Origin of the sequence: Brevundimonas diminuta (assembly GCF_022654015.1) — a bacterium.
Taxonomy (GTDB): domain Bacteria; phylum Pseudomonadota; class Alphaproteobacteria; order Caulobacterales; family Caulobacteraceae; genus Brevundimonas; species Brevundimonas diminuta_C.
Genome location: NZ_CP073063.1, coordinates 54,327 through 80,774 on the forward strand (window position 1 = coordinate 54,327; position 26,448 = coordinate 80,774).

General features: G+C 67.3%; 28 protein-coding genes, 1 tRNA gene and 1 other RNA gene. 11 read left to right on the plus strand and 19 right to left on the minus strand.

What is annotated here, in order from left to right; genetic code table 11:
- Window positions 1-35: 35 nt before the first annotated feature.
- From KAK88_RS00230 to KAK88_RS00270, 9 genes are all read right to left on the minus strand, one after another.
- Window positions 36-812 (minus strand): hypothetical protein, encoded by a 777-nt coding sequence (locus tag KAK88_RS00230; protein ID WP_242077408.1) that lies wholly within the window; start codon window positions 810-812, stop codon window positions 36-38.
- A 74-nt stretch (window positions 813-886) separates the two neighbouring features.
- Window positions 887-1,684 carry a hypothetical protein gene (locus KAK88_RS00235; RefSeq protein ID WP_242077409.1) on the minus strand — a complete coding sequence of 266 codons (798 nt, stop codon included), beginning with the start codon at window positions 1,682-1,684 and terminating at the stop codon, window positions 887-889.
- 255 nt (window positions 1,685-1,939) lie between these two features.
- Window positions 1,940-2,464: a hypothetical protein gene (locus KAK88_RS00240; protein ID WP_242077410.1), complete on the minus strand. Its 525-nt coding sequence runs from the start codon at window positions 2,462-2,464 to the stop codon at window positions 1,940-1,942.
- A gap of 462 nt (window positions 2,465-2,926) precedes the next feature.
- A tRNA-Gly gene (locus tag KAK88_RS00245) sits at window positions 2,927-3,001 on the minus strand.
- Window positions 3,002-3,080: 79 nt separating this feature from the next.
- The gene (locus KAK88_RS00250) at window positions 3,081-4,043 is read right to left on the minus strand and encodes a TraB/GumN family protein (RefSeq protein ID WP_242077411.1); all 963 of its coding nucleotides are present in this window, start codon (window positions 4,041-4,043) and stop codon (window positions 3,081-3,083) included.
- 44 nt (window positions 4,044-4,087) lie between these two features.
- Complete coding sequence (locus KAK88_RS00255; RefSeq protein WP_242077412.1) at window positions 4,088-4,738, minus strand: hypothetical protein; 651 nt, start codon at window positions 4,736-4,738, stop codon at window positions 4,088-4,090.
- Window positions 4,735-4,941, minus strand: coding sequence for a helix-turn-helix transcriptional regulator (locus tag KAK88_RS00260; protein WP_039244055.1), 207 nt, complete (start codon window positions 4,939-4,941; stop codon window positions 4,735-4,737). Before KAK88_RS00260 ends, KAK88_RS00255 begins: the two co-directional genes overlap by 4 nt.
- Window positions 4,942-4,944: 3 nt before the next feature.
- Window positions 4,945-5,403 (minus strand): hypothetical protein, encoded by a 459-nt coding sequence (locus KAK88_RS00265; protein WP_242077413.1) that lies wholly within the window; start codon window positions 5,401-5,403, stop codon window positions 4,945-4,947.
- 85 nt (window positions 5,404-5,488) lie between these two features.
- Entirely contained in the window at window positions 5,489-6,706 is a 1,218-nt protein-coding gene (locus tag KAK88_RS00270) for a DNA recombination protein RmuC (RefSeq protein WP_242077414.1), read from the minus strand.
- 120 nt (window positions 6,707-6,826) lie between these two features.
- Between KAK88_RS00270 and KAK88_RS00275 the strand changes: the two genes are divergently transcribed.
- Window positions 6,827-7,189, plus strand: a complete 363-nt coding sequence (locus KAK88_RS00275) for a hypothetical protein (RefSeq protein WP_242077415.1) — start codon at window positions 6,827-6,829, stop codon at window positions 7,187-7,189.
- Between the two features lie 5 nt (window positions 7,190-7,194).
- Here KAK88_RS00275 and recR read toward each other — a convergent pair whose 3' ends face one another.
- Both recR and KAK88_RS00285 read right to left on the minus strand, forming a co-directional pair.
- A complete protein-coding gene (recR, locus tag KAK88_RS00280; RefSeq protein ID WP_039244053.1) occupies window positions 7,195-7,797 on the minus strand; it encodes a recombination mediator RecR in 603 nt (200 codons plus the stop codon).
- Entirely contained in the window at window positions 7,797-8,126 is a 330-nt protein-coding gene (locus KAK88_RS00285) for a YbaB/EbfC family nucleoid-associated protein (RefSeq protein ID WP_242077416.1), read from the minus strand. The genes recR and KAK88_RS00285 overlap by 1 nt, the downstream gene beginning before the upstream one ends.
- A gap of 156 nt (window positions 8,127-8,282) precedes the next feature.
- On the opposite strand from KAK88_RS00285, the gene KAK88_RS00290 reads away from it, so the two are divergent.
- Complete coding sequence (locus KAK88_RS00290) at window positions 8,283-8,897, plus strand: malonic semialdehyde reductase (protein WP_242077417.1); 615 nt, start codon at window positions 8,283-8,285, stop codon at window positions 8,895-8,897.
- 72 nt (window positions 8,898-8,969) lie between these two features.
- On the opposite strand, the gene KAK88_RS00295 is transcribed toward KAK88_RS00290, so the two are convergent.
- Window positions 8,970-9,704 (minus strand): c-type cytochrome, encoded by a 735-nt coding sequence (locus tag KAK88_RS00295; protein WP_242077418.1) that lies wholly within the window; start codon window positions 9,702-9,704, stop codon window positions 8,970-8,972.
- Between the two features lie 142 nt (window positions 9,705-9,846).
- Between KAK88_RS00295 and KAK88_RS00300 the strand changes: the two genes are divergently transcribed.
- The gene (locus KAK88_RS00300) at window positions 9,847-10,569 is read left to right on the plus strand and encodes a 3-deoxy-manno-octulosonate cytidylyltransferase (protein WP_242077419.1); all 723 of its coding nucleotides are present in this window, start codon (window positions 9,847-9,849) and stop codon (window positions 10,567-10,569) included.
- 291 nt (window positions 10,570-10,860) lie between these two features.
- Here KAK88_RS00300 and nudC read toward each other — a convergent pair whose 3' ends face one another.
- Window positions 10,861-11,781: an NAD(+) diphosphatase gene (nudC, locus tag KAK88_RS00305; protein WP_242077420.1), complete on the minus strand. Its 921-nt coding sequence runs from the start codon at window positions 11,779-11,781 to the stop codon at window positions 10,861-10,863.
- 47 nt (window positions 11,782-11,828) lie between these two features.
- Between nudC and ffs the strand changes: the two genes are divergently transcribed.
- Together ffs and KAK88_RS00315 are read left to right on the plus strand one after the other, a co-directional pair.
- Window positions 11,829-11,924, plus strand: an RNA gene (gene ffs, locus KAK88_RS00310) — signal recognition particle sRNA small type.
- Between the two features lie 262 nt (window positions 11,925-12,186).
- Entirely contained in the window at window positions 12,187-14,022 is a 1,836-nt protein-coding gene (locus KAK88_RS00315; RefSeq protein ID WP_242077421.1) for a DNA polymerase III subunit gamma/tau, read from the plus strand.
- A 9-nt stretch (window positions 14,023-14,031) separates the two neighbouring features.
- On the opposite strand, the gene KAK88_RS00320 is transcribed toward KAK88_RS00315, so the two are convergent.
- Together KAK88_RS00320 and KAK88_RS00325 are read right to left on the minus strand one after the other, a co-directional pair.
- Window positions 14,032-14,586, minus strand: a complete 555-nt coding sequence (locus tag KAK88_RS00320) for an ActR/PrrA/RegA family redox response regulator transcription factor (protein WP_242077422.1) — start codon at window positions 14,584-14,586, stop codon at window positions 14,032-14,034.
- An 89-nt stretch (window positions 14,587-14,675) separates the two neighbouring features.
- The gene (locus KAK88_RS00325; protein WP_242077423.1) at window positions 14,676-16,142 is read right to left on the minus strand and encodes an ActS/PrrB/RegB family redox-sensitive histidine kinase; all 1,467 of its coding nucleotides are present in this window, start codon (window positions 16,140-16,142) and stop codon (window positions 14,676-14,678) included.
- Window positions 16,143-16,186: 44 nt separating this feature from the next.
- Here KAK88_RS00325 and KAK88_RS00330 point away from each other — a divergent pair, with 44 nt between their 5' ends.
- The 4 genes from KAK88_RS00330 (at window position 16,187) to KAK88_RS00345 (ending at window position 19,295) form a co-directional block, all read left to right on the plus strand.
- Complete coding sequence (locus tag KAK88_RS00330; RefSeq protein ID WP_088582654.1) at window positions 16,187-16,810, plus strand: SCO family protein; 624 nt, start codon at window positions 16,187-16,189, stop codon at window positions 16,808-16,810.
- 80 nt (window positions 16,811-16,890) lie between these two features.
- A complete protein-coding gene (locus KAK88_RS00335) occupies window positions 16,891-18,171 on the plus strand; it encodes a polyhydroxyalkanoate depolymerase (protein ID WP_242077424.1) in 1,281 nt (426 codons plus the stop codon).
- Window positions 18,137-18,859, plus strand: coding sequence for a M48 family metallopeptidase (locus KAK88_RS00340; protein WP_242077425.1), 723 nt, complete (start codon window positions 18,137-18,139; stop codon window positions 18,857-18,859). Before KAK88_RS00335 ends, KAK88_RS00340 begins: the two co-directional genes overlap by 35 nt.
- 58 nt (window positions 18,860-18,917) lie before the next feature.
- On the plus strand, window positions 18,918-19,295 hold the full coding sequence (locus KAK88_RS00345; RefSeq protein WP_242077426.1) for a lysozyme inhibitor LprI family protein: 378 nt from the start codon (window positions 18,918-18,920) through the stop codon (window positions 19,293-19,295).
- Window positions 19,296-19,364: 69 nt separating this feature from the next.
- Here KAK88_RS00345 and KAK88_RS00350 read toward each other — a convergent pair whose 3' ends face one another.
- The 3 genes from KAK88_RS00350 to KAK88_RS00360 form a co-directional block, all read right to left on the minus strand.
- Window positions 19,365-21,458, minus strand: coding sequence for a transglycosylase domain-containing protein (locus tag KAK88_RS00350; RefSeq protein WP_242077427.1), 2,094 nt, complete (start codon window positions 21,456-21,458; stop codon window positions 19,365-19,367).
- 106 nt (window positions 21,459-21,564) lie between these two features.
- Window positions 21,565-22,188, minus strand: coding sequence for a class I SAM-dependent methyltransferase (locus KAK88_RS00355; protein ID WP_242077428.1), 624 nt, complete (start codon window positions 22,186-22,188; stop codon window positions 21,565-21,567).
- A gap of 5 nt (window positions 22,189-22,193) precedes the next feature.
- A complete protein-coding gene (locus KAK88_RS00360) occupies window positions 22,194-23,177 on the minus strand; it encodes an alpha/beta fold hydrolase (protein ID WP_242077429.1) in 984 nt (327 codons plus the stop codon).
- Between the two features lie 108 nt (window positions 23,178-23,285).
- Between KAK88_RS00360 and KAK88_RS00365 the strand changes: the two genes are divergently transcribed.
- Window positions 23,286-24,416: an aromatic ring-hydroxylating oxygenase subunit alpha gene (locus tag KAK88_RS00365; RefSeq protein WP_242077430.1), complete on the plus strand. Its 1,131-nt coding sequence runs from the start codon at window positions 23,286-23,288 to the stop codon at window positions 24,414-24,416.
- 33 nt (window positions 24,417-24,449) lie between these two features.
- On the opposite strand, the gene KAK88_RS00370 is transcribed toward KAK88_RS00365, so the two are convergent.
- On the minus strand, window positions 24,450-25,466 hold the full coding sequence (locus tag KAK88_RS00370) for an adenosine kinase (RefSeq protein ID WP_242077431.1): 1,017 nt from the start codon (window positions 25,464-25,466) through the stop codon (window positions 24,450-24,452).
- Between the two features lie 92 nt (window positions 25,467-25,558).
- Here KAK88_RS00370 and KAK88_RS00375 point away from each other — a divergent pair, with 92 nt between their 5' ends.
- Window positions 25,559-26,431 (plus strand): ATP-grasp domain-containing protein, encoded by an 873-nt coding sequence (locus tag KAK88_RS00375; RefSeq protein ID WP_242077432.1) that lies wholly within the window; start codon window positions 25,559-25,561, stop codon window positions 26,429-26,431.
- The last annotated feature ends 17 nt before the right edge of the window (window positions 26,432-26,448 follow it).

The following is a 26,448-nucleotide window of genomic DNA, read 5'->3' on the forward strand; positions in this document are numbered from 1 at the left end:
TGTCGGCATCCTTTGGTTTCAAGTCGTTCTGAGGATCAGAAGGCTTGGATGTTGACGGTCAGCTGACCTTCGTACGCGCCGGCGAGCAGCGACTTGGACGGAACGGGGATGTTCACGTTCAGGGCCATGGCCGACTTCCAGGCGCCGTGGCTGGCGCTGGTGGAGTTGGCGTTGGCGGCCAGGTTGATGTAGTTGCCGTTGGTCGCGGCGGCCGTGGAGCCGACGGCGCCGGCGGTGTAGGTGCCGGTGACCGAATAAGGCAGGCTGGCCTGGAAGACGTTGGAGTCGTAACCGGCGCCCGAGTTGTTCACCAGGCCGCGGATGTCGTTCTTGGAGACGGTGACGGTGTTGGACGTGTTGCAGCCGGCCAGGTTGGTGTCGATGGTGACGTTGGCCGGAGCGGTCATGTCAAAGGCGTTGGCCGGACCGGTGTCGTCCGAGGCGTAGATGCCGATGGTGCCGAAGTCGATCGTGGTTGAGGCGTTGCCGGTGTAGTAGGCGCAGTCCGTCGACACAGCGCCCTTCAGGGTGAAGGTCGCGCCGTCAGCGTTAGACGCCGTGCCGTTGTTGTTGGCGGCGCCGCCCGTGATCAGCAGCAGCGAAACGTCGCCCTGGTTGTTCGGGCCGTTGACGTAGTTTTGAGCCAGGTTCAGCTGGGCCGTGCCGGTGTAGGTGCCGATGGTGCTTTGCGCATTGCCGTTGGCGTCATACGGGCCGCTGGCCGAGCCCTGATAGATCGGGTTGCCGGCCAGAGCCGGAGCGGCGGTCAGAGCAAGGGCGGCGACGCCGGCGAGAAGAGCTTTAAGCTTCACAGTAGTTCTCCCTTTAACGAGAAGTGGGCGCCGACGCGATGCCGACGCCCTTGGATCTCAAGTCGTTCTGAGGATCAGAAGGCTTGGATGTTGACGGTCAGCTGGCCTTCATAGGCGCCGGCGAGCAGCGACTTGGACGGAACGGGGATGTTCACGTTCAGGGCCATGGCCGACTTCCAGGCGCCGTGGCTGGCGCTGGTGGAGTTGGCGTTGGCGGCCAGGTTGATGTAGTTGCCGTTGGTCGCGGCGGCCGTGGAGCCGACGGCGCCGGCGGTGTAGGTGCCGGTGACCGAATAAGGCAGGCTGGCCTGGAAGACGTTGGAGTCGTAACCGGCGCCCGAGTTGTTCACCAGGCCGCGGATGTCGTTCTTGGAGACGGTGACGGTGTTGGACGTGTTGCAGCCGGCCAGGTTGGTGTCGATGGTGACGTTGGCCGGAGCGGTCATGTCAAAGGCATTGGCCGGGCCGGTGTCGTCCGAGGCGTAGATGCCGATGGTGCCGAAGTCGATCGTGGTTGAGGCGTTGCCGGTGTAGTAGGCGCAGTCCGTCGACACAGCGCCCTTCAGGGTGAAGGTCGCGCCGTCAGCGTTCGACGCCGTGCCGTTGTTGGCGGCTGAGCTGCCCGAGATGGTGATCAGCGACACATTGCTGTTGACGCTAGGGTTCAGCGCATCGGCGATACCCACGATGGTCGTGTTGTTGCTTGTGCCCGTGAATGAAACGCCAGGAATGGTGCCGAACGGCGTCGGGATCGGGGGCGTAATCTGAACGGTGCCCGTAACGGAGCCCTGGTAGACGCTGCCGGCCATTGCAGGGGCGGCGATCATGGCGAGCGCGGCAGCGCCGGCCATCAGGGAAGCGAACTTCTTCATATCAGTCTCTCCAAGCGAATGATTTCGCGAAAAATAGTCGATCGAGGCGGCAGTCCCCCCCGTCCGATCTCGTCCAGTTAATCTTCCATTAACAACCGGTCAACAGTAAAAAACGGTGTTAGCTATGATTCAGAGGTGTATTCGCGTAGCGCGCGAAATCTTTGTTTTGCTCATATAAAGCAAAAGTGCGTTTGCTTCTTCTTGAAGCAAACTCGACATCTATTCCGCATGCACATTTAACTTGATCGAAGACGTTCAGACGCGAGGCGTTACCGTCACGGTCAAGGTTTCAGTGTATTGACCAGCCAGAAGACCCGCCCCCGCAGGCTGACGCGTGCGGAACTCGATCTTGCCGCCACCGGCGGCGATGCCGTCGCCGCTGCTCAGCATTCCCATATGGTCCAAGCTGCTGAAGCTGGCCTGCACCGTACGCGGCTCGGGCCGAAGCGTCGGAACGGTCAAGGTGACATCATAGGGCAGCACGCCCGCGAACGGCCCCTCGCCCTGCGGCTTGGTGACGTGAGCCAGACCACCCCGCGCCGAGGTCACGCCCAAGTCGAATGGCACGTTGCAGTTCAGTCCAAAGAGCGCGGTGGCGCGTTCGCCTCCCGTCAACTCGCCGAAATCGATATCGCCGCCGCCTTGGATTTCACACCGTGGCACGATCTGTCCAATCACGGTGACATTCAGCGTCCGGCCCACGTCGAGGTTGTCGGCGACAGGCTTAGCCAGGGCCGGCGACGTGATAGCGAGGCCGATCAACGCAACGGCGCCGCTCAAGCGACGGACCGACGCACGCAACGGCCTTGACGAATTTTGCATTGCCCCAATCCCGTTTCCGTCCCCAGGACGGCCCGTCACCCCGACGGTTCGCCCCACCCCTTCCAAAAGCCGTGCCACTCCGAATCGAGACGTTCGGCGACAGGCAGGCTTTGGTTAACAATCAGTTAACAGTGGCCGCTTTACGCGGAAGATCGGCGGTATGCAATGCGTTTGCTGACCGGTGTTGTGCGTCAGGCCGCCACAAGGGGATGGAGTTCTCCGAACTTCGTCATCGTGTTAGGCGCGGCTCGGGCTCCGAAGTTAGGCAGGGTGTTTCGGCGACGATCGCGCGCGTCCCTAGCGTCCTATCGTGGGACAACCACCGCTCGCGCACTGTCTCACAATGGCACACAAAATAGAGTAGCTGCGGACGATGGCGCCGCTTCGTGGCCAATGCGGCAACGCGTCAAGGATCGGGATTGGAGCGGGTGAGGGGAATCGAACCCCTGACATTCAGCTTGGGAAGCTGACGTTCTACCTCTGAACTACACCCGCGCAGAAAAAACGCCGGAGCGGCGTGCGCGCGCTCCGGCGTTGATTGTCTTAGCCGCAGCGGCCGCGCTCAAGGCAGAGGTTATTGCGCCGCTTCAACCATGACGCCGCGCTTTTGCAGGATGGCCTGGACGCTGTCGTCACCGGTCAGGTGGGCGGCGCCGACGGCGATGAAGGCGGTGCCGGAGCCTTCGAGCAGGGTCTGGATCTGGTTGGCCCAGTCGGTGTTCCGGTCCACCAGAATGGCCTGATACAATGCCGGCGAGGCCTCCTTCATTTCCGTGATCGTGACGCGGTCCAGCGTCGCGACGTCCCCACGGGCCCAGGCCTCGACCATTTCATCCAGCTTGGTGGCGGCGTTCTCGTAGTCCTTCAGCGTCTCGCGCAGGAAGGCCAGCTGCACGTCATCGGGCAGGCCGGCCAGGATGCCGATCTGTTTGTCGATGGTCTCAAAGCCGTGGATCGGCTTGCCCGCCGCCTCGGCCCGCGCCTTCAGCACCAGCTCGACGCCGGACTTGGGATCATAGCCGGCCTTGATTAGCGGCGCGACCGACAGGCTGAGCGCCGCCAGCCAAGGCTTCATCGGCTGAAGCTGGGCGGCCGAGGCGCCCATGGCCTGGGCGGCCGCGTCCAGTTCGGCGTTTTCTTGCGGCGTCAGGCGACTGGACAGGGGCGTCTCGGGCGACAGGCCGTGCTGCTGGATCAGCGGCATGATGGCGGCCTGGTCGTCGGGGTTGCTGATCTCGAACCAGATGTCCGAGGCGCTGTCGAAGGCGGCCTCGACGCGGGGGCTGGACCAGCCGGTCGTCGGGCGAAGCACATGGACAGAGCCGAACAGATACAGGGTCGAATCCGCATCCTTGACCACCCACAGGGCGGGGCCTTCGCCCTGGATCGGCGCTGGCGCGGCGGGCGCGGCGGTCTGGGCCAGGGCGTCGGCGGGGACGCCGGCGATGGCGACGAATAGCGCCAAGCCGCCGGCGACGCCCACGGCGCCGCGCGCCAGGCTGGAAACGGACGACAGAAGGCGATCAGTGAAGGTCATGAGAGGTCTCGTTGTTATCCAAAGAGAAGGAGAAGAAGGACCGGTCAGGCCAGGCCGCGACGCACGCTGATCCACACCGAGCAGCCCAGATAGAGCGCCATCAGAACGGCGTAGATGTCCCAGGCCGTGATAGCGGGTGCGGCGCCCAGACGCTCGGCGGCGGCCCAGAAGAACAGGACCAGTTGGCCCGCAAAGAAGGTGACGGCCGCCGCCTCGATCACCGCCCGCCTCAAGAGCTCGTCGGCCTGGCGATAGACGCGCACATTCATCACCGTGTGGAGCACCAGCAGAAGACCGACGGCGCTGAGGCCAAGCAAGGGATTGACGCTTGCCAGGCTGAAGACGACCGGCAGGGTCAGGATGACGCCGGAAAAGCCCATGACCAGCGCCTGAAACCGGGCCAGAGCCGTCTCATCCGGCGAGGCGGGACCGTCCAGATTATACATCCGGCCGAGGCGGTCGGCGTTCAGGCTGACGTACAGCGCCCACAGCGATCCCGCGACCAAGGCCAGACCGACCAGCATCGCCAGGCCATCCGACCAGCGCAAATCCACGTTGGTCGGCCCGAAGCCGCCGGGCGCGATCCTGGCCAGCCAGGCACCGACGCCGTAACCGATCATCCCGAAGACGGCGCCGAAAACAAAGGCGCGAACCCAGCGCGGCCAGGATGCGGGAGACAGGGTGGAGGGCTTCATTTCGTCGGCTCCTGATCGTCCGAGAAGATGGATTCGATGGGCTGGCCGAAGACGCGGGCGATCTTGAAGGCCAGCGGCAGGGAGGGGTCGTAACGGCCGGTCTCCAGCGCGTTCACGGTCTGGCGCGACACGCCCAGATGTTCGGCCAGCTGCGCCTGGCTCCAGTCGCGCTCGGCGCGCAGGACCTTGAGACGATTGTTCATGGCTCAGCCCCGCATCCGCGCCAGCCACCACCACACCCAGACGACGGTGTAGCCGATCAGCATGGGAGCGATCATCAAGGCGGCGCCGGCGGACACATAGTCGATGGGCGAGCCGCCCGATCCGATCTCGCGCGCGATGACCTCGCGCCACGGCCCGGCCGAGGACAGGATCAGGCCGACGCCGCTGACGCACATGCCCGCCGTTCCGCCCCAATACCAGGCGGCCTTGTGCGCCTCGCGCGCGGCTTCGTCGATCACCCGCATCCATTCGGCGCCGACCCACAGCGAGCCGGCCATAATGGTGGCGGCGAAAACGGCGGTGAAGATCATCTCCCCCATCTCCGAACCGATCCAGCCGGCGCGGGCGGCGTATCCCATCGCGATCCCGCCGACCAAGGCGAACACCAGTCCGCCGCCGAAGGTGATTGCAATCGCCTTGATTACCGGCCGCCACTTGCGCATCAGTCAACACCCCTTGTCCTATTGACAAGCTACATTGACATCACGGCGTTGGCGCTGTCAAGCGCCCTTTCCACGGAAAGGTGCCCTACTCGACCTTGGCGGCGGCGATCAGTTCGGGACGGGCGATGGCGCGGGGCGCGGTTTCGACCGGCGTCAGATCCGGCAAGGCCTTGCCCTCGTGATCGACCTGCAGATCCTCGAACCGGCGGGCGGACACCATGACCTGGCTCTCGAGCGAGCCGACGAACTGATTGTATTTGCCGACGGCGGTATCCAGCGCTCGTCCGACGGCTGAGGCATGACCGCCCATGACCGACAGCCGCTTGTAGAGCTCGCGCCCCAAGGCGGCGACCTTGTCGGCATTGGCCGTCTGCTCTTCCGCCCGCCAGCCATAGGCCACGGCCTTGCACAGGGCGAACAGGGTTGAGGGCGTGACGATGACGACGCGCGAGGCCATGGCCTGGGTCATCAGGTCCGGCTCATGGTCCAGAGCCGTGGCCAGGAACGCATCGCCGGGCACGAACAGGACGACGAAATCGGGGCTGGGCTTGAACTGGTCCTGATAGGCCTTGGACGACAGCTGGCGCACGTGGGTCTTCAAGCTGGCGGCGGTGCGCAGGCCGACCGAGCGAGCGCGCGCCTCCTCGTCGCCCTCCCCGTCGTCGAAGGCCAGCGGGACCTTGGCGTCGATCACGAACATGCCGCCGCCGGGCAGGCGGACGATGAAGTCGGGCCGGTTCTGGCGACCCTCGTCGTCGGCGCTGGAGGTCTGTTCGGTGAAGTCGAACCGCCCGGCCATGCCGGCGGCCTCCAGAACGTTGCGGCAGGTCTGCTCGCCCCAGCGGCCGCGGCGCCCTGTATTGCCGCGCAGGGCCTCGGTCAGCTTGCGCGCCTCGTCGCGCGTGGCGGACGAGGCCGTCATCAGCTGAGCCAGTTGCTCGCGCAGCCCCCCGGTCTCTTCGGACCGCGTCTTCTCCAGCGCGGCGACATGCTCCTGGAACTTGGTCAGGGTGTCGGCGACGGGTTTCAGCTGGGCGGCCATCCGCTCGCGTGCCAGCTGGTCCTGGGCGCGGAAGGTCTCGGTCGCGCGGCTGACCATCTGATCCGCCACGACCTGGGCCGACTGCGCGGCCTGGGCCTTGAGCAGTTCGCCCATGGTCACACGACTTTCCTCGACCAGATCGATGCGGGCCTCGGCCGCCGCCAGCGCGCCGCTCGTCTTCTGCCAGCCCATATAGGCCCACAGAAAACCGCCCGCGAAGGCGGCGGCCAGGACAGCGAGGATCGGCACGAGCATGTTCATGCTCCGTTCCTAGCGGGAGTCGCCTTCAATGAGAAGCGGGGCCCCTCCGGCGCCGCTTGTCCGGAACGTCGCCGTTGCGATGACGTTGGTGTCTCAGCCATTTGCACGAAGGACCCGCCCATGACCCCGGAAAAGCCCCACCGCCACGACACCGCCGCCGATGCGGTGCACGACGGCCGGCCGGTCGATGCCGAACTGGTGCGCAGCGGCCGCAAGAACCCGCGCATCGTCGTCATCCTGGCGATCTCGACGCTGGCGGCGGCCATTCTGCTGCTGGGCCTGTGGTTCGTGACCAACGGCGCGTTCGATTCCAAGAACGCTGAGACCGGGCCGGAGGCGGCCGCAGCAGAAACCCAGGCCTTTGCGGGCGACAGCCAGACGCCGCCGGCCGCCGATGCGCCGACGGATGAAACGGGGCGCGCCGTGCCGACCCCGACAGGCGAAGCGCCGAACGTCAACGCCCCGACCGTGCCGTCGAACTAACTAGATCAGGCCGGGCGGCGGGCGCGAAGGGCCTGGACGATGGTGCCGTCGTCCAGCCAATCCAGTTCGCCGCCGACCGGCACCCCGCGCGCCAGAGACGTAATCTCCACATCCGGACCGGCGATCCGCTCGGCGACATAGTGGGCGGTCGTTTGGCCATCGACCGTGGCCGGCAGGGCAAGCACGACCTCGCGCACGCCCCCGCCCCTCACGCGCCCGACCAGTTCGGTAATCCGCAGATGCTCGGGCCCGACACCGTCGAGAGCGGACAGCAGTCCGCCCAGCACATGATATTTGCCCCGAAAGGCGCCGGATCGCTCCATCGCCCACAGGGCGCCGGCTTCCTCGACCACGCAGATCAGACCATTGTCGCGCGATCCGTCCGAGCAGATGGCGCAGGGATCGCGCGTATCCGGCGCGCCGCAAACCGAGCACGACACGACCTTTTCCGCCGTCTCGGCTAGCGACGCCGCCAGCGGGACCAGCAACTGCTCGCGCCGCTTCAACAGCGCCAGCGCCGCACGCCGCGCCGAGCGCGGACCCAGGCCCGGCAGTTTGGCGAGAAGGGAGATCAGCCGTTCGATCTCCGGCCCGGCGGAGGCGGCCATCAGAACAGTTTCGGCATTCCGGGAATGTTCATCCCGGCCATGGGGCCTGCGGCCTCGCGCATCAAAGCGTTGTTCTGCTCATCCAGCTTGCGCTTGGCGTCGGCATGGGCGGCGACGATCAGATCGGCCAGAATCTCGCCCTCGCCCGGGCTCAGCAGACTGTCGTCGATCTTGATGGCTGTAATCTCGCCAGGGCCCTTGAGGGCCACCGAGACGAGGCCGCCGCCGGACGAACCCTCGGCGATCGTTTCCGCCATCTTGGCCTGGGCGTCCTGCAGCTTTTGCTGCATCGCCTGGGCCTGCTGCATCAGTTGGGTCAGATCTTTCATGCCCTCTAGATAGGGCGAACCAAGCCTGGGCGACAGAGGGGTTGTGCGCGGTGCGCGATATCGAAACCCAGCCTTTCGGGATTGGCGCTTGCGGCTGTTGCAAAACACCCTAATTAGCACCCGTAATCGTTGCTATTTAAGTCTGGAACGCATCCCATGGCCTATGACGCTACTCACCAACGCGACGTCCCGCTGTCGGACGCCGCGCTGTCGCAACTGTTCACCGAGGCGCGTACGCGCAACGGCTGGACCGACCGCCCCGTCGCGCCGGAACTGCTGCACAAGCTGTATGACCTGACCAAGTTCGGGCCCACGGCGGTCAACGGGTCGCCCGCCCGCTTCGTCTTCATCACCTCGCCCGAGGCCAAAGCCCGCTTGATCCCGCTGATGAGCGAGGGCAATCGCGACAAGACGCAGCAGGCCCCGGTGACGGTGATCGTCGGTCAGGACATGGATTTCCACGATCATCTCGACGCTCTGTTCCCCCATGCGCCGGGCGCCAAGGCCTGGTTCGCAGACGAGGCCGGCCGGCGCGAGACCGCCTTCCGCAACGCCTCGCTGCAGGGCGGCTATCTGACCATCGCCGCCCGCGCCCTGGGCCTGGATGTCGGCCCGATGTCCGGCTTCGACGCCGCCGGCGTGAAGGCCGAGTTCTTCCCCGACAGCCATGTCGAGCCGAACTATATCCTCAACCTCGGCTATGGCTCGGACGAGAACCTGTTTCCACGCTCGCCGCGCCTGTCGTTCGACGAGGCCGCGCAGATTCTCTGAGCCGAACTGTCGGCCCGAAACGAAGAAGGGCGGCCCGTCGGGCCGCCCTTTTGTCGTTCATCGCCGGAACGATCAGGTGTTGGGGGGGGCAGACGCCGTCGCGGCGGGCGGGGCCGCCGGGGTCGCCTGAGACGCGGCGGGGGCGCCGGCGGCCGGGGTCGTGCCGGTCGCTTCGGTCGCCGAAGCGCCTTCGGTCACCGGGGCCTCGCCCGTCGCAGGCGCGCCGGCGGCCGGCGCGGCCGCGCCAGGCTGACGGGTGGGATCCGGCGCCGGGATGGCGAAGCCGCCCGAGCCCTGCGTGCGCAGCCAGGCGATCAGATTGATGCGCGTCTGGGTGTCGCGGATGCCGGCGAAGGACATCTTGGTGCCGGGCACATATTTGGCCGGGGCCGTGATGAAGCTGTTGATCTGGTCATAGCCCCATGTCGGCGCCTCCGCCTTATGCTTGGCCATGGCGTCGGAATAGGCGAAGCCCGGACGGTGCATGACCGGACCGCCGACCACGCCCCACAGGTTCGGACCGATCTTGTCGGCGCCGCCCTGATGCGCGTCATGGCAGGCTTGGCAACGCGCGAAGGCGGCCTCGCCGGCGGCCAGATCGGCGGTCGGCAGCACCGTGCCCCAGTCGGGCGCCAGTTCGGCGGCTTCACCGCCGGCGGCCTCTTCCGGCGCATCAACGAAATAGCCCATCTTTTCGGGCGCTTCCGAATGATAGACGAGGCCCGAGGCCTGCTGGACGACCAGGATGACGAACGCCGTCCCCAGAGCCGCGCCGAAAATCTTGTTCCACTTAAGATCGCCGCTCATACGCCTGGTCGTTTCCCTCTGCCGGCCGGGCCCCTCGAAAACACGCCCCGGACATAATCTTGCTTTGGCGTCTCTGGCACGGTAGCGCCGCCTTCGCAACCGGCCCAACGCGCGACGGGCCAGACAGGCGTCAGGGAAGTCGATGAATCCGTTGATAATGATACCGGCTCGCATGGCCGCCACCCGCCTGCCGAACAAGCCGCTGGCCCTGATCGGCGACACGCCCATGATCGTGCGCGCCTATCGCCAGGCCGAGGCCTCGGGCCTGCCGGTCGTGGTCGCCGCCGGGGATCCCGAGATCGTCGAGGCGGTGGAAGCCGCAGGCGGCCGCGCCGTCCTGACCGACCCGGCCCTGCCGTCGGGCTCGGACCGCATCCGCGCCGCCGTGGACGCCATCGACCCCGAGGGCGATTTCGACGCCGTCATCAACGTTCAGGGCGACATGCCCTTCGCCAGCCCGGGTCTGGCCGTCGCCTGCGCCGCCATTCTGCACGGCGAGCCGACCTGCGACATCGCCACCCTGGTCGCCGCCGAGGCCGAGGCGTCGGACCGGACCAATCCGGACGTCGTCAAGACGGTGCTGGCCCTGGGCGAAGGCGAACGCCAGGCGCGCGCCCTCTATTTCACGCGCTCGACCCTGTATGGCGACGCGCCCGTCTGGCGCCACATCGGCGTCTATGGCTATCGCCGAGAGGCGCTGAACCGTTTTTGCGCCGCGCCGCCGTCGCCGCTGGAGAAGCGCGAGAAGCTGGAGCAGCTGCGCGCCCTGGAAATGGGCATGCAGATCTGGGCCGCCGTCATCGACGAAGCCCCCCTGTCCGTCGACAATCCGGCGGACCTGGAGGCGGCGCGGGCGCTGGCCTGACGCCGGAACTGCATCCGGCGAAAATGGTGCAATGGCGTGCAATTTCGGCGGATAGGACTGTTTTTACTAAGGAATGGTTTGCGCCGAATTGCACCGGTGCAATTCCGTTTGCGATGCTGGTCGCGCGACGATGTCAAAGACCCGTCGGCATCATAGGCCGGGCCGGGGCCCTGTATGGCAGACGGTCGATGCGAAGCCGTAAACCCCTGAAACGACGCCGATTCGTTCTCTGGGTTAGGATGGAAAGTCATTGAATGCCTCCCTCCCCGTTGCGGGAGGGTGAGGCAGTCGTCAGGCCTCCTCGACCCAGGCCTGGATCAGGCTGTGGGCGATGGCGAAGGGCGGCGGGGCCTGGATGCTCGGATGCTCGCCCGCCAGCACGGCGCGCGCCTCGGCCCGCGTCAGCCAGGCGACGGCTTCCAACTCGGTCTGGTCCGGTTGCGCCTGATCGTCCGACACCTCCGCGATCAGGCCGATCATCAGTTGCGACGGAAAGGGCCAGGGCTGGCTGGAGTGATAGGCCGCGGAAATCACGGTCAGTCCGGCCTCCTCCTTCACCTCCCGGGCGCAGGCCTCCTCGATGGATTCGCCCGGTTCCAGGAACCCGGCCAGGGCCGACATCCGTCCGGCAGGCCAGGCCGCCTGGCGGCCCAGCAGGCAGATGGGCTCCGCCCCGCCCTTATAGACCGGCAGCATGATGGTGACCGGATCGACGCGCGGGAAATGTTCGGTCCCGCAGGCCGGGCAGACCCGCTTCCAGCCGCCCGACGCCGTCTCGCTCAGCGTGCCGCAGTTGGCGCAAAAGCCATGCTTGCGTCGCCAGTCGAACAGGCTCTTGGCCCCGCCGGCCATGGCCGCATCCGCCGCCGGCAGGATCGCCGCCGCCGCACGCATCTCTTGAAAGGCGCCCAGCCCGGCCAGCGGCCCTTCGGTCGGATCGATGGAGCCTTCGAACTCGATGGCGAAGACGGGTTCGTCGTTCCACAGGCCCAGAAACGCCTCGCGATCCCGCACGAGGGTGCGCGCATGGCGCATCTGCAGCCATGCCAGCCTCGGCCCCTCGCCCGTCTCCTCGATCAGCGGCCGTCCTTCCCAGAGCGCCAGGGCCTGGGCGTAGGGTTTGGCGGCCTGCTCGGCCAGCCAGTCGGGATCATTCCTCAGGTCGCCGGCCCGATCGAGCGGATTGCCGGCGAAGGTGTTCTGATGGGCCATGCGGGTTTGTAGCTCTTGATTCCGGCGTTCGCACCCGTCATATCTCCGCTTGGAGATCGCGGGCGAAGGCTTCGCCAATCTGGTCAGGGCCGGAAGGCAGCAGCCACAACGAATTCCCCTTCGGGTCGCGGTCTCTACTTTCTCACATCTTTAGTGCGCTATCCCTCGCGACGCGGTCACTCGCTGCTTGAGCGCATTGGTGCGTCTGTCTCCTCCCTGCGCAGCGGGGAGGGGGACCGCGAAGCGGTGGAGGGGCTCTTGACGTCCCACAGACAGCGGTGATGCGGCAAGAGCCCCTCCGTCACGGCGCGAAGACGCGCCGCGCCACCTCCCCGCAAAGCAGGGAGGAGACGAGGGCCGAGAATCGCTTCTTCCCGCCCGTCACCCGCTGTAAGACTTCCTCCCATGACGGACAGCGATACGAATCTCGACGGCCCGCCCTGGGAAGAGGACGACGTCGCCCCGCGCGACGAGAACACCGACGACATGTTCGGCGCGCCGGCCGCAGCGGCGCCTGAGCGGGTCGCCGCGCCTGTCGTCAAGCCGGCCCCGGCTGAAGTGGCAGCCCACGTCGATGACGGTGCCGCCTATCAGGTGCTGGCGCGCAAATATCGGCCGCGCACCTTCGAGGATCTGATCGGTCAGGAGGCGATGGTGCGCACCCTGACCAACGCCTTCGCCACGGGCCGCATCGCCCACGCCTTCATGCTGACCGGCGTACGCGGCGTCGGCAAGACGACCACCGCTCGCCTTCTGGCCCGCGCCCTGAACAACGAAACCGACGTCATCGACAAGCCGTCGCTGACCCTGACCGCCCACGGCCGGCACGACGCCGCCATCATGGCCGGCCAGCATATGGACGTGATGGAGATGGACGCGGCGTCGCATACCGGCGTCAACGACATCCGCGACATTCTGGAAAGCGTCCGCTATGCGCCCGTCGAGGCGCGCTACAAGGTCTATGTGCTGGACGAGGTCCACATGCTGTCGACGCAGGCGTTCAACGCCCTGCTGAAGACGCTGGAAGAGCCGCCGCCCCACGCCAAATTCATCTTCGCCACCACCGAAATCCGCAAGGTGCCGGTGACGATCCTGAGCCGGTGCCAGCGCTTCGACCTGCGCCGGGTCGAGCCGGAAATCCTGGTCGAACACCTGGGCCGGATCGCCGACCGCGAAGGCATGAAGATCGAGACCGACGCCCTGGCCCTGATCTCGCGCGCGGCCGAGGGGTCGGTGCGCGACGGCCTGTCGCTGCTGGACCAGGCCCTGGTCCAGGCCGAGCGGGGCGAGACGGTCAAGACCGAAACGGTGCGCGACATGCTGGGCCTGGCCGACCGGACCCAGACCATCGCCCTGTTCGAAAGCGTCATGGCCGGCCGCACGCCCGAGGCGCTGGAGAGTTTCCGCACCCTGTATGGCTTCGGCGCCGATCCGGTGCAGGTGACGAACGACCTGCTGGAGCACTGCCACGCCGCCTCGGTCGCCAAGATGCTGGGGCCGAACGCGACGCGCCTGCCCAACGATCAGGCGCAGAAGCTGGCCGCCCTGGGTGCGGCCATTCCGGCGGCGACCCTGTCGCGCACCTGGCAGATGCTGCTGAAGGCGCTGGACGAGGTGCGGCGCGCGCCCAATCCGGCTGATGCGGTGGAAATGGCGATCGTGCGCCTGGCCTACGCCGCCGACCTGCCCGGACCGGAAGAAGCGCTGAAGCGGCTGCAGTCCGGCGAACCCATCGGCGGCGGCTCGGCCCCGCGTGGAGGCGGCGGAGGCGGCGGCGGCACCTCGGCGCAGCTGGCGACGCGGCCGGTGATGGCGCCTGCCCTGCCCGATCCGCAGACCTTCGAACAGGTCGTCGCCCTGATCGGCGAGAAGCGCGAGGTTGGGCTTCAGATGGACGTGGAGCGGTATGTGAAGCCGGTCTCGTTCAAGCCCGGCGCCATCGTCTATGAAAGCGTCCAGGGCGCGCCGATCGAACTAGCGCGAAAGCTGTCGGCCCGCCTGCGCGAATGGACCGGCCGCACCTGGCTGATCGCCGCCAACGGCCAGGGCGGGGCCGAGACGGTCATCGAGATCCAGAAAAAGGCCCGTGCCGCCGAACGCGCCGAGGTCGAGGCCAATCCCTTCGTCCAGGCGGTGCTTCAGGCCTTCCCCGGCGCCAAGCTGGGCGAGATCAAGACCATCGCCCCGACCGTCGTCACCCCGGAAATCCCCGACGTGGTCGAGGACGACGACGAGGACTGAAGCGCTGCTCTATCGCGGGGCGCGTTTGGCCAGGATGCGTTGCAGGGTGCGGCGGTGCATGCCCAGACGGCGCGCCGTCTCCGAGACATTGTGGTCGCACAGCTCATAGACGCGCTGGATATGCTCCCAGCGGACGCGGTCGGCGCTCATGGGGTTTTCGGGCGGTTCGGGCGAATCGCCGGTGGCGAGCAGGGCCTTGACCACGTCGTCCGCATCGGCGGGCTTGGACAGATAGTCGACGGCGCCAGCCTTGACCGCCGCGACCGCCGTGGCGATGGCGCCGTAGCCGGTCACCATGACGATGCGGGCGTCCTCGCGCTTTTCGCGCACCGACTCGACGATCTTCAAGCCGTTGCCGTCCTCAAGCCGCATGTCCAGCACGGCGAAGGCCGGGGCCTTGTCGCGCAGCAGCTGCATCGCCTCGGCGACGGATTCGGCGGTCGTCACCTGAAAGCCGCGCGCCTCCAACGCCCGCCCCATCCGGGTGCGCAGGGCCTGGTCGTCATCCAGCAGCAGCAGGGACTTGTCGGCCAGGGCGGCGATGCGGGCTTCGAGTTCTGACATGCGTTTCTCTCTCCTGCCGCTTCAAGTCGGGACGGGTAGCGCGCGGGTCAAGGCCAAGGTTCCGCCTGCGACGCTTCGACCCAATCCGCTCATGCCGCGACCTCCAGCGCCGGCCGCGCCCAGCGCACCGCCACGCGCGCGCCACGCAGTGCACCCTTGGCGTCCAATTGCGGCAGGCCCTGGCCCACGCTGACCGAGCCGCCGGTCCGTTCCAGAAGGGTACGGGCGATAAAGAAGCCTAGGCCCATGCCGCCCTGGCTGGGGGCGATGGGCGGCTCGATCACTCCAGATACGGGGGCGCGAGGCTTGGAGGGTCGGGCGGCGGCGGCGATCTGGGCGGCCAGGGCCTGGCGCGCCTTGCCTTGGGGCCGACTGGTCACATAGGGCTCGCCCAGCCGGGGCAGGATGTCGCCCGCGAAGCCCGGCCCGTCGTCCAGAATCTCGATCTCGATCCAGCCGGCGTCCACCACCGCCTGGACCCGCACCGTGGTCTTGGCGAAATCGGCGGCGTTCTCGACCAGGGTGGACAGGCCGTGGATCACCTCGGGCATCCGGCGCACGCGCGGCGCAGGCTGACCCGGCGGCGTCTTGACCAGAACATCGAAGGCCAGGTCGAAGCCCCGATGCGGCTCCACCACCTCTTCCAGCAGGGCCTTCAGCGAGACGTCGGCATAGAGGGCGTCATCGCCTTCGGGCTGCTGCGACAGCTGGGTCAGGATGCCCCGGCACCGTTCGGCCTGTTGCAGGATCAGGGCCGCATCCTCGGCTGCGTCGCTGTCGGGGGCTGAGGCGCGCTGAAGCTCCTTGGCCACCACCTGAATGGTCGCCAGCGGCGTGCCCAGCTCATGCGCCGCCGCCGCCGCCAGCCCGCCCAGCGCCGCCAGCCTCTGTTCGCGCTGTAGCACGTCCTGGGTGGTCGCCAGGGCCAGCTCCAGCTTCTCCGCATCGGCCGCCACCCGCCAGGCGTAGCCGGCGGTGAAGACCACGCCGGTCACCAGGGCCATGGCCATGCCGAGACGATAAAGCGTCGGCAGGTGGAAGTTCTCGTGCGGCCGCCACGGCAGGGGCTCGGACCAGAAGAACAGCACCCCGACCGCAATCAGGGCCAGCACGCCCAGCATCAGGGCCTGACGCGCCGGCAGGGCCGCCGCAGCGATGGTGACGGGCGCGACCAGCAGCAGGCAGAACGGGTTCTCCAGCCCGCCGGTCAGACCCAGCAGCACGCCCAGCTGGAAGATGTCGAAGCCCAGATGGATCGCCGTCGTGCGCCCGTCCGGCAGGCTGGCCTCCAGCCGGCGCACCCGCGCCATGGCCCCCACATTCACCGCCGCGCTGATGGCGATGACGATCAGGCAGGGCCAGAGCGGCAGGGGAAAATGCAGCCCCTGATGCGCCGTCAGGATCGCCGCGCTCTGGCCGATGATCGTCAGCCAGCGCAGAACGATCAGGGTCCGCAGCGAAAACCCCCGACCGCGACGCGGCGCATCGCTCCAGCCGTTCAACGGCTCCGAAGAGGATACGCCATGCGGCGCCATGCGGGCTTCTGTCGAGGTCACACGCCTTCTATAGACCGATCACATCCGTTTCGTGAGAGGCCGTCATGCCGCGTCGTTCCATCCTGCTGTTCGCGGGCGCCTGCATCGCCATCGCCGTGGCGCTCGCCATCATCACCGTCGTGGTGGTCAGCGGCAGGACGTCCACGTCAGACGGCGCCGAGGTGACGTCGACCGGCCAACCCCTGGTCGGCGGCGACTTCAAACTGGTCAATCAGGATGGGCGGCCCGTCGATCAGACGATGCTGAACGGCAAATGGAGCCTGGTTTTCTTCGGTTTCACCTACTGCCCCGAGTTCTGCCCGACCACCCTGGCCGAGCTGGGCGCGGTGCAGCAGCGGCTGGGCGACAAGGCGGACAATCTGCAGATCGTCTTCGTCAGCATTGACCCTGAACGCGACACGCCCCAGGCGCTGAAGGACTATCTGTCGTCCGACGGCTTTCCCAAGGGGACCATCGGCCTGACGGGCACGCCCGAACAGGTGGCGACGGCCGCCAAGGCCTACCGCGCCTTCTATCAGAAGGTCGGCGAGGGCGAGGGCTATACGATGAACCATTCCCTGACCGTCTATCTGATGGGCCCTGACGGAAAGTTCCGCACCGCCGTCGCCTATGGAATGGGGCCGGACAAGACGACGAGGATCATCGAACAGGCGATGGCGCGGGGTTAGCGGCGATCCCATAATCCTTTTGCAGGGTGATGCATTATATGTTGCCCTGCACAAACGGCGCTCGGCCGTATCGGATCGTCATGCTCTACGCCTTTCATGAACTCGCCTACCAGTCGGCCCTGCCGTTCCGGGTAGGCGCGCAACTGGCCCGCAGCTTCTGGACCTCGCCGTTCAACCCGGCGGCCGACACCGCCATCGGCCGCACGGCCTACGCCTCGGCCGAACTATTCGAGAGCGTGACGCGGCGCTACGGCAAGCCGGCCTGGAAGCTGGAAACCATCGACATCGGCGGCAAGCCGGTGCGCACCACCGAACAGGTGATCTGGCAGAGCCCATGGTGCCGCCTGGTTCGCTTCGCCCGCAACATCGGCGATCTGAAGCGCGCGAAAAAGCCCGCCTCTGGCCCGGCCGTCCTGATCGTGGCCCCGCTGTCGGGCCACTACGCCACCTTGCTGCGCGGCACGGTCGAGGCCTTCCTTCAGGACCACGACGTCTATGTCACTGATTGGGTCAACGCCCGCCAAGTGCCGATGCTTGAGGGGCGGTTCGACTTCTTCGACTACATCGACCACGTCCGGCTGATGCTGGCCGAGATCGGCGGCCGTGCGCACGTCGTCGGCGTGTGCCAGCCCGGCCCGCCCGTTCTGGCCGCCGGCGCGGTCATGGCCGAGGACGAGGACGAAAACCGTCCGCTGTCGATGACCTTCATGGGGTCGCCCATCGACGCGCGCCTGTCGCCGACCGTGACCAACCAGCTGGCCGAGGAAAAGCCCTTCACCTGGTTCAAGTCGAACATGATCCACACCGTGCCCCTGCCCTATGCGGGCTTCGGACGGCGCGTCTATCCGGGCTTCGTCCAGCTCTACAGCTTCATGTCGATGAACGAGGATCGCCACCGCGACGCCCACTGGAACTATTTCACCAGCCTGATCGCCGGCGACGGCGACGAGGTCGAAAAGCACGAGGAATTCTACGACGAATATCTGTCGGTGCTGGACCTGACCGAAGAGTTCTACCTCCAGACCATCGACATCGTCTTCCAGCAGCATCTGCTGGCGCGGGGCCTTTTGGAACATCGCGGGCGCAAGGTCGATCTGTCCATGATCACCGACATCGGCCTGATGACAGTGGAGGGCGAGAAGGACGACATCTCCGGCGTCGGCCAGACCCAGGCCGCGCACGGCCTGTGCCCCAATATCCCCGAGGATCGCCGCGTCCTCTACGTCCAGCCGGGCGTGGGCCATTACGGCGTGTTCAACGGCCGTCGCTTCCGTGACGAGATCTATCCCCGCGTGCGCGATTTCATCGCCCAGAACGAGGCCGCCGGTGGCGTACCGCAACGGTCAGCGGCTGCCGCTTGACGAAAGCGGGGCCGGCGCTGGTCCCGTTCTAAGACTTTCGGTCAATCCGCGCGCCCGGCGTCTGTCGGTGCGGATCGACGCGCGCGCCGGCGAGGCCGTGGTCATCGCCCCGACCGAGCGCGGCCTGAGCCAAGCCGTCGCCTTCGCCCGATCCAAGGCCGTCTGGATCAGCGAACGCCTGGCCGTCCGCCCCAAGAGCCGCCCGCTGGAACCGGGCCAGGTCATCTCCCTGCGCGGCAGGCCCGTGCGGCTGGAGGCCGTGCCCGGCGCGGGCGCCGCACGCCTGGTTGAGGACGGAACGATCATCCGCTCGGGCGGCGACGGCGAGGCCTACGCCCGCCGCGTCGAGAACCTGCTGAAGCGCGAGGCGCGCGAGACGCTTCTGGAACGCACCGACCACCATCTGCGCGCGCTTGGCCAGGGCCCGGTCAAGATGGGCATCGCCGACACCCGGTCGCGCTGGGGCTCGTGCAGCCCGCACAACCGTACCATCCGCTATTCCTGGCGCGTCATCATGGCCCCGCCCCCGGTCATCGACTACCTCGCCGCCCACGAGGTCGCCCACCTGGTCCACGCCGACCACAGCCCGGCCTACTGGTCCGTGGTCGAACGGCTGGTCGGGGATCACAAGCCTTGGCGGAAATGGCTGAAAGACTACGGCGCCGCGCTGCACGCCGTGGGGCGATAGGCGGAAACCCCAGCGGCCGGGCACGTTTCAGCATGACCCGTCCACTCAGGAACGCCCCATGAAAACGATGATCACCCTATCGATCGCGCTCGGCCTCGCCGCTGCCGCCGCCTCATCTGCCAGCGCCCAGTCGCAGGCCACGATGAACGCCAACGCCGCCCAGGAACTTCAGCGCGCCGATCGGGCGCTGAACAGCCAGTACACGACGACGATGGGACGAATGTCGCCCGCCAGCCGCACCCTGCTGCGCACCGCCCAACGCACCTGGATCAGCTTCCGCGATCAGCAATGCCGGTTCGAGGCGTCCGGCGTTCAGGGCGGTTCCGCCTATCCGATGGTGCATTCGACCTGCCTTGCGCGTCTGACGACGGAGCGGACACGCCAGTTGCGGACCCTCAGCCAATGTCAGGAAGGCGACCTGTCCTGCCCCCGCTGACCCACGCCTGAAATGCAGAGGGAGGCGACCGCCGGGTCGCCTCCCTTTTTTGCGCCGTTGGCGTCGCGATCAGAAGAACAGGGCGTCGCCCTTTCGCTCCGGCGCTGGACGGCCTTCGGGCTGCTGCGGGTTCGGCGCATCGCGATAGCCGCCCTTGGGTGACGCCGGGCTGGACGGCTGCGGCGACGGCGGCTGCATCGGCGCCTGGTCGTCCGGGACATAGGGTTCGCCAGCCAAGGGATCGACAGGTTCGATGGGCAGGCCGTTCTGGTCCAGCCCGCTCATCAGATCGCCGACCGGATCGGGCGCGACCCAGCCTTCGGGCATGGGCGGACCATTGGGGATGGCGGGGGCGTCCAGGCGCGGCAGGGCCGCCTCCATGAAGCCCTTCCAGATGGCGGCGGGCGACGACCCGCCGGTCACACCGCGCATGGCGGTGTTGTCGTCCTTGCCCACCCAGACGGCGGTGACGAAGCCGCCGGTATAGCCGACGAACCAGGCGTCCTTGTAATCCGAGGTCGTGCCGGTCTTGCCCGCGAGGTCGCGGCCCGAGATCGCCGCCGACCGGCCCGAGCCGCTGGTCACCACGCCGCGCAGCATCTGGTTCATGTAGTACAGCGACGGATTGTTGATCGCCTGGCCGCTCTGGCCCGACTGGCGCTGATAGATGACGCGGCCCTGGGGCGTGCGGATACGGCTGATGCCATAGGCGTCGACGCGGCGGCCGCCGTTGGCGAAGGCGTCGTAGGCGGTGGCCATCTCGATCGGCGAGACCTCGACCGCGCCCAGCGCCATCGCCGGCTCCAGACCGATGCGGCTTTCGATGCCCAGACGCCGCGCGGCGCGGGCCACGCTGTCGCGCCCGACCTGATCGGCGACATAGGCCGCCACCGTATTGGTCGACTGGGCTACGGCCTGGGCCAGGGTCATGTTGCCGCTGAAGGTGCCGGAATAGTTGCGGGGCGACCAGTTGCCGATGGTGATCGGCTGATCGACCACCGGGGTCTGGGGCGTATAGCCGGCCTCGACCGCCGCCAGGTAGACAAAGGGTTTGAAGGCCGAACCCGCCTGGCGCTTGGCGTCGACGGCGCGGTTGAACTGGCTGTCGGCATAGGAGGAGCCGCCGATCATGGCGCGCACCCGGCCGTCGCCGTCCAGCGCAACCAGGGCCGCCTGCTGCACGCCCTTGCCGGCGTCGCGATCCAGGATGCGGCGCACCGACCGCTCGGCCGCCGTCTGCAGCGTCAGGTCCAGCGTGGTCTCGACCACCATGTCCTCGGTCGGTTCGCCGACCAGGCTGCGGATCGACTTGTCCAGCCAGTCGATGAAATACTGGGCGTGCTGGGTCGCCAGAGTGCGCGAGACGATGACCGGGTGGGTCACGGCCTGTTCGCGCTGGGCGGCGGTGATGACGCCGGCCTCTTCCATCTCGTTCAGCACGACGGTGGCGCGGGCGGCGGCGCGCTCGCTCTCGGACACCGGCGAATAGCGCGAGGGCGCCTTCAGCAGGCCCGCCAGCAGCGCGGCCTCTCCGACCGTCAGGTTCTTGGCCGACTTGTCGAAATAGCGTTGCGACGCCGCCTCGATCCCATAGGCGCCGGCACCGAAATAGACCCGGTTCAGATACAGGGCCAGGATCTCCTTCTTGGAGAATTTCATCTCCAGCCAGACGGCCAGCATCAACTCCTGCACCTTGCGGCGCATGTTCTGGTCGGGCGTCAGGAACAGGTTCTTGGCCAGTTGCTGCGTCAGGGTCGAGCCGCCCTGCACCACCCGCCCGGCGCGGACGTTGGTCGCCATCGCCCGCATCATGCCGATGGGGTCGAAGCCGGGGTGGTGGTAGAAGCGCCGGTCCTCGATCGCGATAAAGGCGGCCGGCACATAGTCCGGCAGCGCGTCCAGATCGGCGGGCGGCGCCATCTGGGTGCCTCGCGTCGCGATCAGCGCCCCATTGCGATCCAGATAGGTGATCGAGGGCTGGCGATCGACCTGATACAGGCTGGAGGTGTCCGGCAGGCCGCGCGCGAAGACGGCGAAGAAGACGACCAGGAAGATCAGCCCCCAGACCGCCAGCACGGCGCTCCAGTAAAACAACCGTCCCAGGGCCGACCGGCGGGGCTTGCCCTGCGCCTGTGGTCCGCCCGCATTCACCGGTCCCGCCATGTCCGTCCTTCAGATGCCGCGCTGGGCGAGTTCTCGTTCATCGGCTGTGTATCGCGTATGAACGCCCGCCGAAACGGTCCCGCCGACTTCACGGGATCGTGAGCGGCTATTTCGCCGAAAGAAAGGCGCGCCGGGCCAGCCACACGCCGGTTTCCGCCCCATCGTATTCGACGCGCAATCCGGCGTCGGCCAGCAGGGCGCGATAGGCCTCCGGGTCCAGACTGGCGTGATAGAGCGGCTGGCCCCGCCAGTCGCCGATGATCTCGCCGTGCGCCTGGCCAGAGGTGAACATCAGCCGCCCGCCCTCGGCGACGCTCGCGGCCAGCTTCGGCAGCACCTTGCTCTGATCGTCGGGGCTAAGATGAAACAGACTGTGCCAAGCCAGAACGCCGTCGAACGGACCCGGCGGAAACGCATCGCGCATATCCGCGACCGACCACACCCCTGTCGGCAGCGTCGCCTGAGCATGGGCGATCAGGCCCGGCGACGCATCCATGCCCGTCACCTGATGTCCCCGCTCCAGCAGGGCGGCCCCGATCGGCCAGCCCGAACCGCAGCCGACGTCCAGAATAGATGCGCCTGCAGGCAAGTCCGCAACGAAGCGGTCTAGCCATATCGCTTCGTCCACCCCGCCGTCGCCGGAATAAAGGGTCGCGCCCCGATCCCGGACCCAGTCGTCGGCCTTGTCCCGATAAAGGCCCACGATCCGCTTCGCGGACGGGTGGGTCATGGCGCCTATTTCGCCACGAAGGCGTCCAGGTCGGCGTAGAAGGCCTGGGGCTGGTCGAACATGATGAAGTGGGCGCTGTCGTCGATCCGTTTCAGCGTCACGCCCGGCAGGCCGGCATAGGACATCTGATAGATGCTGTCGGTGATCTGGGGCGTCATGCGCGGATCGTTGAACTTGGCGTACACCACCTCGGTCGGGGCGGTGATCCTGGACAGTTCGGGACGCAGGTCCGTCGTGATCAGTTCGCGGAAGGCGGCGGCCGAGACCTTCTGGTCGCTTTCGCGCATGTCTTCCAACGCCTCGGCGCGACGGCTTTCGGTGTTGATCATGCCGTTGATGCTGGCGGTCGCCTGGGCGACGTAGGCCTCGCGCGGGCTGTTGGCCTGGGCAGCCCAGATCTGGTCCGCAACCGGGGTCACGCTTTCGGCCGAGGCGCCCGGCGTGGCGAACATCGCGCCCATGAAGGGAATCATGTCCACGACCATCAGTTTGCCGACCGCATCGGGATGGCGCGCGGCCAGCATCATGCCGATGGTCCCGCCCATCGAATGGCCGACGACGACGGGCTTGGTCAGGCCCTTTTCGCGGATGTAGCGGGCGATCTCTTCGGCGACGGGCGCAGCGACGGGCGAAGGGGTCGCGCCCTGCGCATTGCCCTCGGCCGGCGCACCGGCGAAGCCCTGCACATGAATGCGGTGCACACGCCAACCCACGCCGTCCTGCGCCGTCAGATGATCCACCGTCCCCTGCCAGACCTCGGGCGACGAGCTGAGGCCGGGGATCAGGATGATGTCACGCCCGTCCATGTCGCCATCGACGCGAACGTGGATGCGGTCGGACTGGAAATCGGCATGCTGGTGGCCGTGGGCGTGACCCGCCTCCGCGTGGACGCCATGCCCGTCCTGCGCCAGGGCGGCCGGTGCGACACACAGCAGGGCGGCGGCCGCTGCGGCGCCGACGGTGCGGTTCAGAATGGATGCGATGGTCATGATCAAACTCCCCTTTGACGCCCGCTTATGCCGCGCAGACTTTGATATGTAAAGTTCTCTGTCAGGTGACATGAGACAGGCGCCGCGCGGCTCTGATAGACAGTCGGCATGAAGCCCGCCGACGCCGCTCCCGTCCAGTCCCCCCAGGTCGAACCCGCCCCTTCAAAAGCCGGCGCGCAGCCGTTCGGCAAGGGGTTCGTCACCGACGCCTGGTATTTCGTCGCCCTGGGCCGCGACGTCGCTGCGGCCAGCCTGAAACGCTACGAAATCATGGGCGAGCCGGTGCTGATCGGCCGCACCCGCGCCGGCCAGGTCTATGCGATGCGCGACATCTGTCCCCACCGCGCCGCGCCCCTGTCGGCCGGCAAGCTGGTCGAAAAGCCCGGCGAGGGCGAGACAGTCGAATGTCCCTATCACGGCTGGCGCTTCCGTCCCGACGGCGTCTGCGCCGCCATTCCTTCGCTGGTCGAGGATCAGGCGTTCGAGGCGAACCGCATCCGCGTGCGGTCCTATCCGGTGCGCGAAAGCCAGGGCATCGTCTTCGTCTGGATGGCGTCGGACGCCCGCAATCCGTTGGAGCCGGACCATGAGCCGCCCGTCTTCCCCGGCGTGGTCGGCGGCGATGCCAAGCTGGTCGAGGCGATGGATTTCGACAGCCATATCGACCACGCGGTCGTCGGCCTGATGGACCCCGCCCACGGTCCCTACGTCCACCAGCAATGGTGGTGGCGGTCCGAACATTCGATGCACGAGAAATCCAAGGCCTTCGCCCCGACCGAATTTGGCTGGGCCATGGTGCGCCATGCGCCCTCGTCCAACAGCCGCCTCTACAAGATCCTGGGCGGCGCCCCCGCGACCGAGATCACCTTCCGCCTGCCCGGCTTCCGCTGGGAGCACATTCAGGTGGGCGAAAAACAGGTCCTGGCCCTGACCTGCCTGACGCCGATCACCGACACCAAGACGCGCATCACCCAGATCTTCTGGTCCGACCACTGGGTGTTCGGCCTGGCCAAACCCTTCCTGCGGATGGGGGTCGTCGCCTTCCTGAAGCAGGACGGCGGCATGGTGAACCTGCAGAACGAGGGCCTGCGCTACGACCCCGCCCTGATCTGGATCGACGACGCCGACAAACAGGCCAAATGGTATCAGCAGCTAAAGCGCGAATGGGCCAGGAGCCGCGCCGAGGATCGGCCGTTCGTCAATCCGATCCAGCCCACGACGCTGAGGTGGAAAAGCTGAAGACGGCGTTCTTCTCCCCTCGGGGAGACGGGTTCAGATCTTCAGCCCGTGCTCGGAAGCCAGATCGACCAGCTTCACCATCGGGCGCGGGCCCCAGTGGGCGATGACTTCGGAGGCGGCCAGGGAGCCCAGTTTGCCGGCCTCTTCCAGCGTCAGGCCGCGCGCGAGGCCCAGCAGGAAGCCGGCGGCGTATTGGTCGCCGGCGCCGGTGGTGTCGATGACCTTGGCGACCGGATAGGCGGCGACCACCACGCGCTCTTCGCCACGGATCACGACCGAGCCGTGCTCGCCGCGCGTGACGGCGGCGATCTCGACGATGGCGGCCAGTTTCGCGGCGGCGACGTCGAAATCTTCGGTCTCGAACAGGGCGCCCAGTTCGGCTTCGTTGGCCAGGACGATGTCGGCGGACTGGGTGATGAAGTCCAGCAGTTCGGCGCGCCAGCGGGCGACCACGAAGGTGTCCGACAGGGTGATGGCCACCTTGCGGCCCGCCTTGTGCGCGGCGGCGGCGGCGCGTTCGAAGGCGGCGCGGGCGGGCGCCGGATCGAACAGATAGCCTTCCAGATAGACGATCTCGCTGGCGCCGATCAGGGCCTCGTCGATGTCGTCGGCATACAACTGGTTCGCGGCCCCCAGGAAGGTCGCCATGGTGCGCGCCCCGTCAGACAGGACGTTGATCAGGCAGCGACCGGTGCCGAAGCCCTGGTCCGCCCCGCCCGTCTGGACAGGCGTGTCGAAGTGGACGCCGGCGGCGCGGATGTCGTGGGTGAAGACCTGGCCCAGGGTATCGTCCGCGACCTTGCCGATATAGGCCGCGCGGCCGCCGAACGAGCCGACGCCCGCCACGGTGTTGCCGGCCGATCCGCCCGAGGCCTCCACGCCCGGCGCCATGGCGTCATACAGGGCGGCGCTGCGTTCGGCGTCGACCAACTGCATGGAGTTGGGCGCCAGGTCCTGGGCCGTCAGGAAGGCGGCGTCGCAGGGGCTGAGGACATCGACGATGGCGTTGCCGACGGCGCAGACATCATATTGGGCGGTGTTCTGGGTCATGGTCGCGCCTTAGCCGGTCAATGCCCGCACGTCACCCGAAATCACATAAGGAAGCCCTTATATGCTTTGCGTCGCTTCGCTATGAGGACTGCATGACCCAGATCGCCGTCCTGACCCCCGATCCCGCCGACAAGACCTATGTCGGCCGCTGGCCCGAGGTGCTGGAACGGTTGAAGGCGACGCTGGAGAGCACGGGCGCGACGGTCACGGACACGCCTTGGACCGATCATGTCGGGGACGCGTCGGGCCTCAAGGCCTATGACCTGATCCTGCCGGTCATCGCCTGGGGCTATCACCGCGATCATGGGCGCTGGCTGAAGGCCTGCGCGACGTGGCGCGAGGCCGATCTGGCGGTCGCCAATCCCCCCGAGGTGCTGCGCTGGAACTCGGACAAGGCCTATCTGGCGCGGCTGGCGGCCAAGGGCGTACCGATCCCGCCGACGCGCTGGACCGACCGCGTGACCCAGGATCAGGTGGACGCCGCCTTCGCCGAGACCGGCGCGCCGGTGCTGATCGTCAAACCGACGGTGTCGGCCGGGGCGTTTCGCACCCTGCGGCTGACGCCAGGCGAGGTGTTGAGCGATGCGCCCGAGGGCGTGGCGATGATCCAGCCCTATCTGAAGTCGATCGAGACCGAGGGCGAGACCTCGCTGCTGTTCTTCGGCGGCCGGTTCAGCCATGCGGTCAACAAGCGCCCGGTGGCCGGCGACTTCCGCATCCAGGTCCAGTTCGGCGGCCTCTATAAGGCGGTGACGCCGGACGCGGCGGCGATGGTCTTGGCTGAGCAGGTGCTGGCCGCCATCGACGAACCGTTGCTCTACGCCCGCATCGACATGGCGCGCGATGACGCCGGACAATGGGTGCTGATGGAGGCCGAACTGATTGAGCCGGACTTCTATCTGGACCACGACCCCGCGAACGGCGCCGGCTTCGCCGAGGCCGTGAAAGCGCGGCTGGAGACCTAGGCCGCCTCGTGCTGAAC

Coding starts and splice junctions, on each gene's coding strand:
- KAK88_RS00250 (WP_242077411.1), bottom strand. CDS start 4,043: ATGACCTTCACTGATCGCCTTCTGTCGTCCGTTTCCAGCCTGGCGCGC.
- KAK88_RS00320 (WP_242077422.1), bottom strand. CDS start 14,586: ATGTCAGAACTCGAAGCCCGCATCGCCGCCCTGGCCGACAAGTCCCTG.
- KAK88_RS00235 (WP_242077409.1), bottom strand. CDS start 1,684: ATGAAGAAGTTCGCTTCCCTGATGGCCGGCGCTGCCGCGCTCGCCATG.
- KAK88_RS00290 (WP_242077417.1), top strand. CDS start 8,283: ATGGCCTATGACGCTACTCACCAACGCGACGTCCCGCTGTCGGACGCC.
- nudC (WP_242077420.1), bottom strand. CDS start 11,781: ATGGCCCATCAGAACACCTTCGCCGGCAATCCGCTCGATCGGGCCGGC.
- KAK88_RS00265 (WP_242077413.1), bottom strand. CDS start 5,403: ATGCGCAAGTGGCGGCCGGTAATCAAGGCGATTGCAATCACCTTCGGC.
- KAK88_RS00335 (WP_242077424.1), top strand. CDS start 16,891: ATGCTCTACGCCTTTCATGAACTCGCCTACCAGTCGGCCCTGCCGTTC.
- KAK88_RS00365 (WP_242077430.1), top strand. CDS start 23,286: ATGAAGCCCGCCGACGCCGCTCCCGTCCAGTCCCCCCAGGTCGAACCC.
- KAK88_RS00345 (WP_242077426.1), top strand. CDS start 18,918: ATGAAAACGATGATCACCCTATCGATCGCGCTCGGCCTCGCCGCTGCC.
- KAK88_RS00285 (WP_242077416.1), bottom strand. CDS start 8,126: ATGAAAGATCTGACCCAACTGATGCAGCAGGCCCAGGCGATGCAGCAA.
- recR (WP_039244053.1), bottom strand. CDS start 7,797: ATGGCCGCCTCCGCCGGGCCGGAGATCGAACGGCTGATCTCCCTTCTC.
- KAK88_RS00260 (WP_039244055.1), bottom strand. CDS start 4,941: ATGAACAATCGTCTCAAGGTCCTGCGCGCCGAGCGCGACTGGAGCCAG.
- KAK88_RS00270 (WP_242077414.1), bottom strand. CDS start 6,706: ATGAACATGCTCGTGCCGATCCTCGCTGTCCTGGCCGCCGCCTTCGCG.
- KAK88_RS00275 (WP_242077415.1), top strand. CDS start 6,827: ATGACCCCGGAAAAGCCCCACCGCCACGACACCGCCGCCGATGCGGTG.
- KAK88_RS00300 (WP_242077419.1), top strand. CDS start 9,847: ATGAATCCGTTGATAATGATACCGGCTCGCATGGCCGCCACCCGCCTG.
- KAK88_RS00360 (WP_242077429.1), bottom strand. CDS start 23,177: ATGACCATCGCATCCATTCTGAACCGCACCGTCGGCGCCGCAGCGGCC.
- KAK88_RS00375 (WP_242077432.1), top strand. CDS start 25,559: ATGACCCAGATCGCCGTCCTGACCCCCGATCCCGCCGACAAGACCTAT.
- KAK88_RS00370 (WP_242077431.1), bottom strand. CDS start 25,466: ATGACCCAGAACACCGCCCAATATGATGTCTGCGCCGTCGGCAACGCC.
- KAK88_RS00350 (WP_242077427.1), bottom strand. CDS start 21,458: ATGGCGGGACCGGTGAATGCGGGCGGACCACAGGCGCAGGGCAAGCCC.
- KAK88_RS00330 (WP_088582654.1), top strand. CDS start 16,187: ATGCCGCGTCGTTCCATCCTGCTGTTCGCGGGCGCCTGCATCGCCATC.
- KAK88_RS00355 (WP_242077428.1), bottom strand. CDS start 22,188: ATGACCCACCCGTCCGCGAAGCGGATCGTGGGCCTTTATCGGGACAAG.
- KAK88_RS00295 (WP_242077418.1), bottom strand. CDS start 9,704: ATGAGCGGCGATCTTAAGTGGAACAAGATTTTCGGCGCGGCTCTGGGG.
- KAK88_RS00315 (WP_242077421.1), top strand. CDS start 12,187: ATGACGGACAGCGATACGAATCTCGACGGCCCGCCCTGGGAAGAGGAC.
- KAK88_RS00255 (WP_242077412.1), bottom strand. CDS start 4,738: ATGAAGCCCTCCACCCTGTCTCCCGCATCCTGGCCGCGCTGGGTTCGC.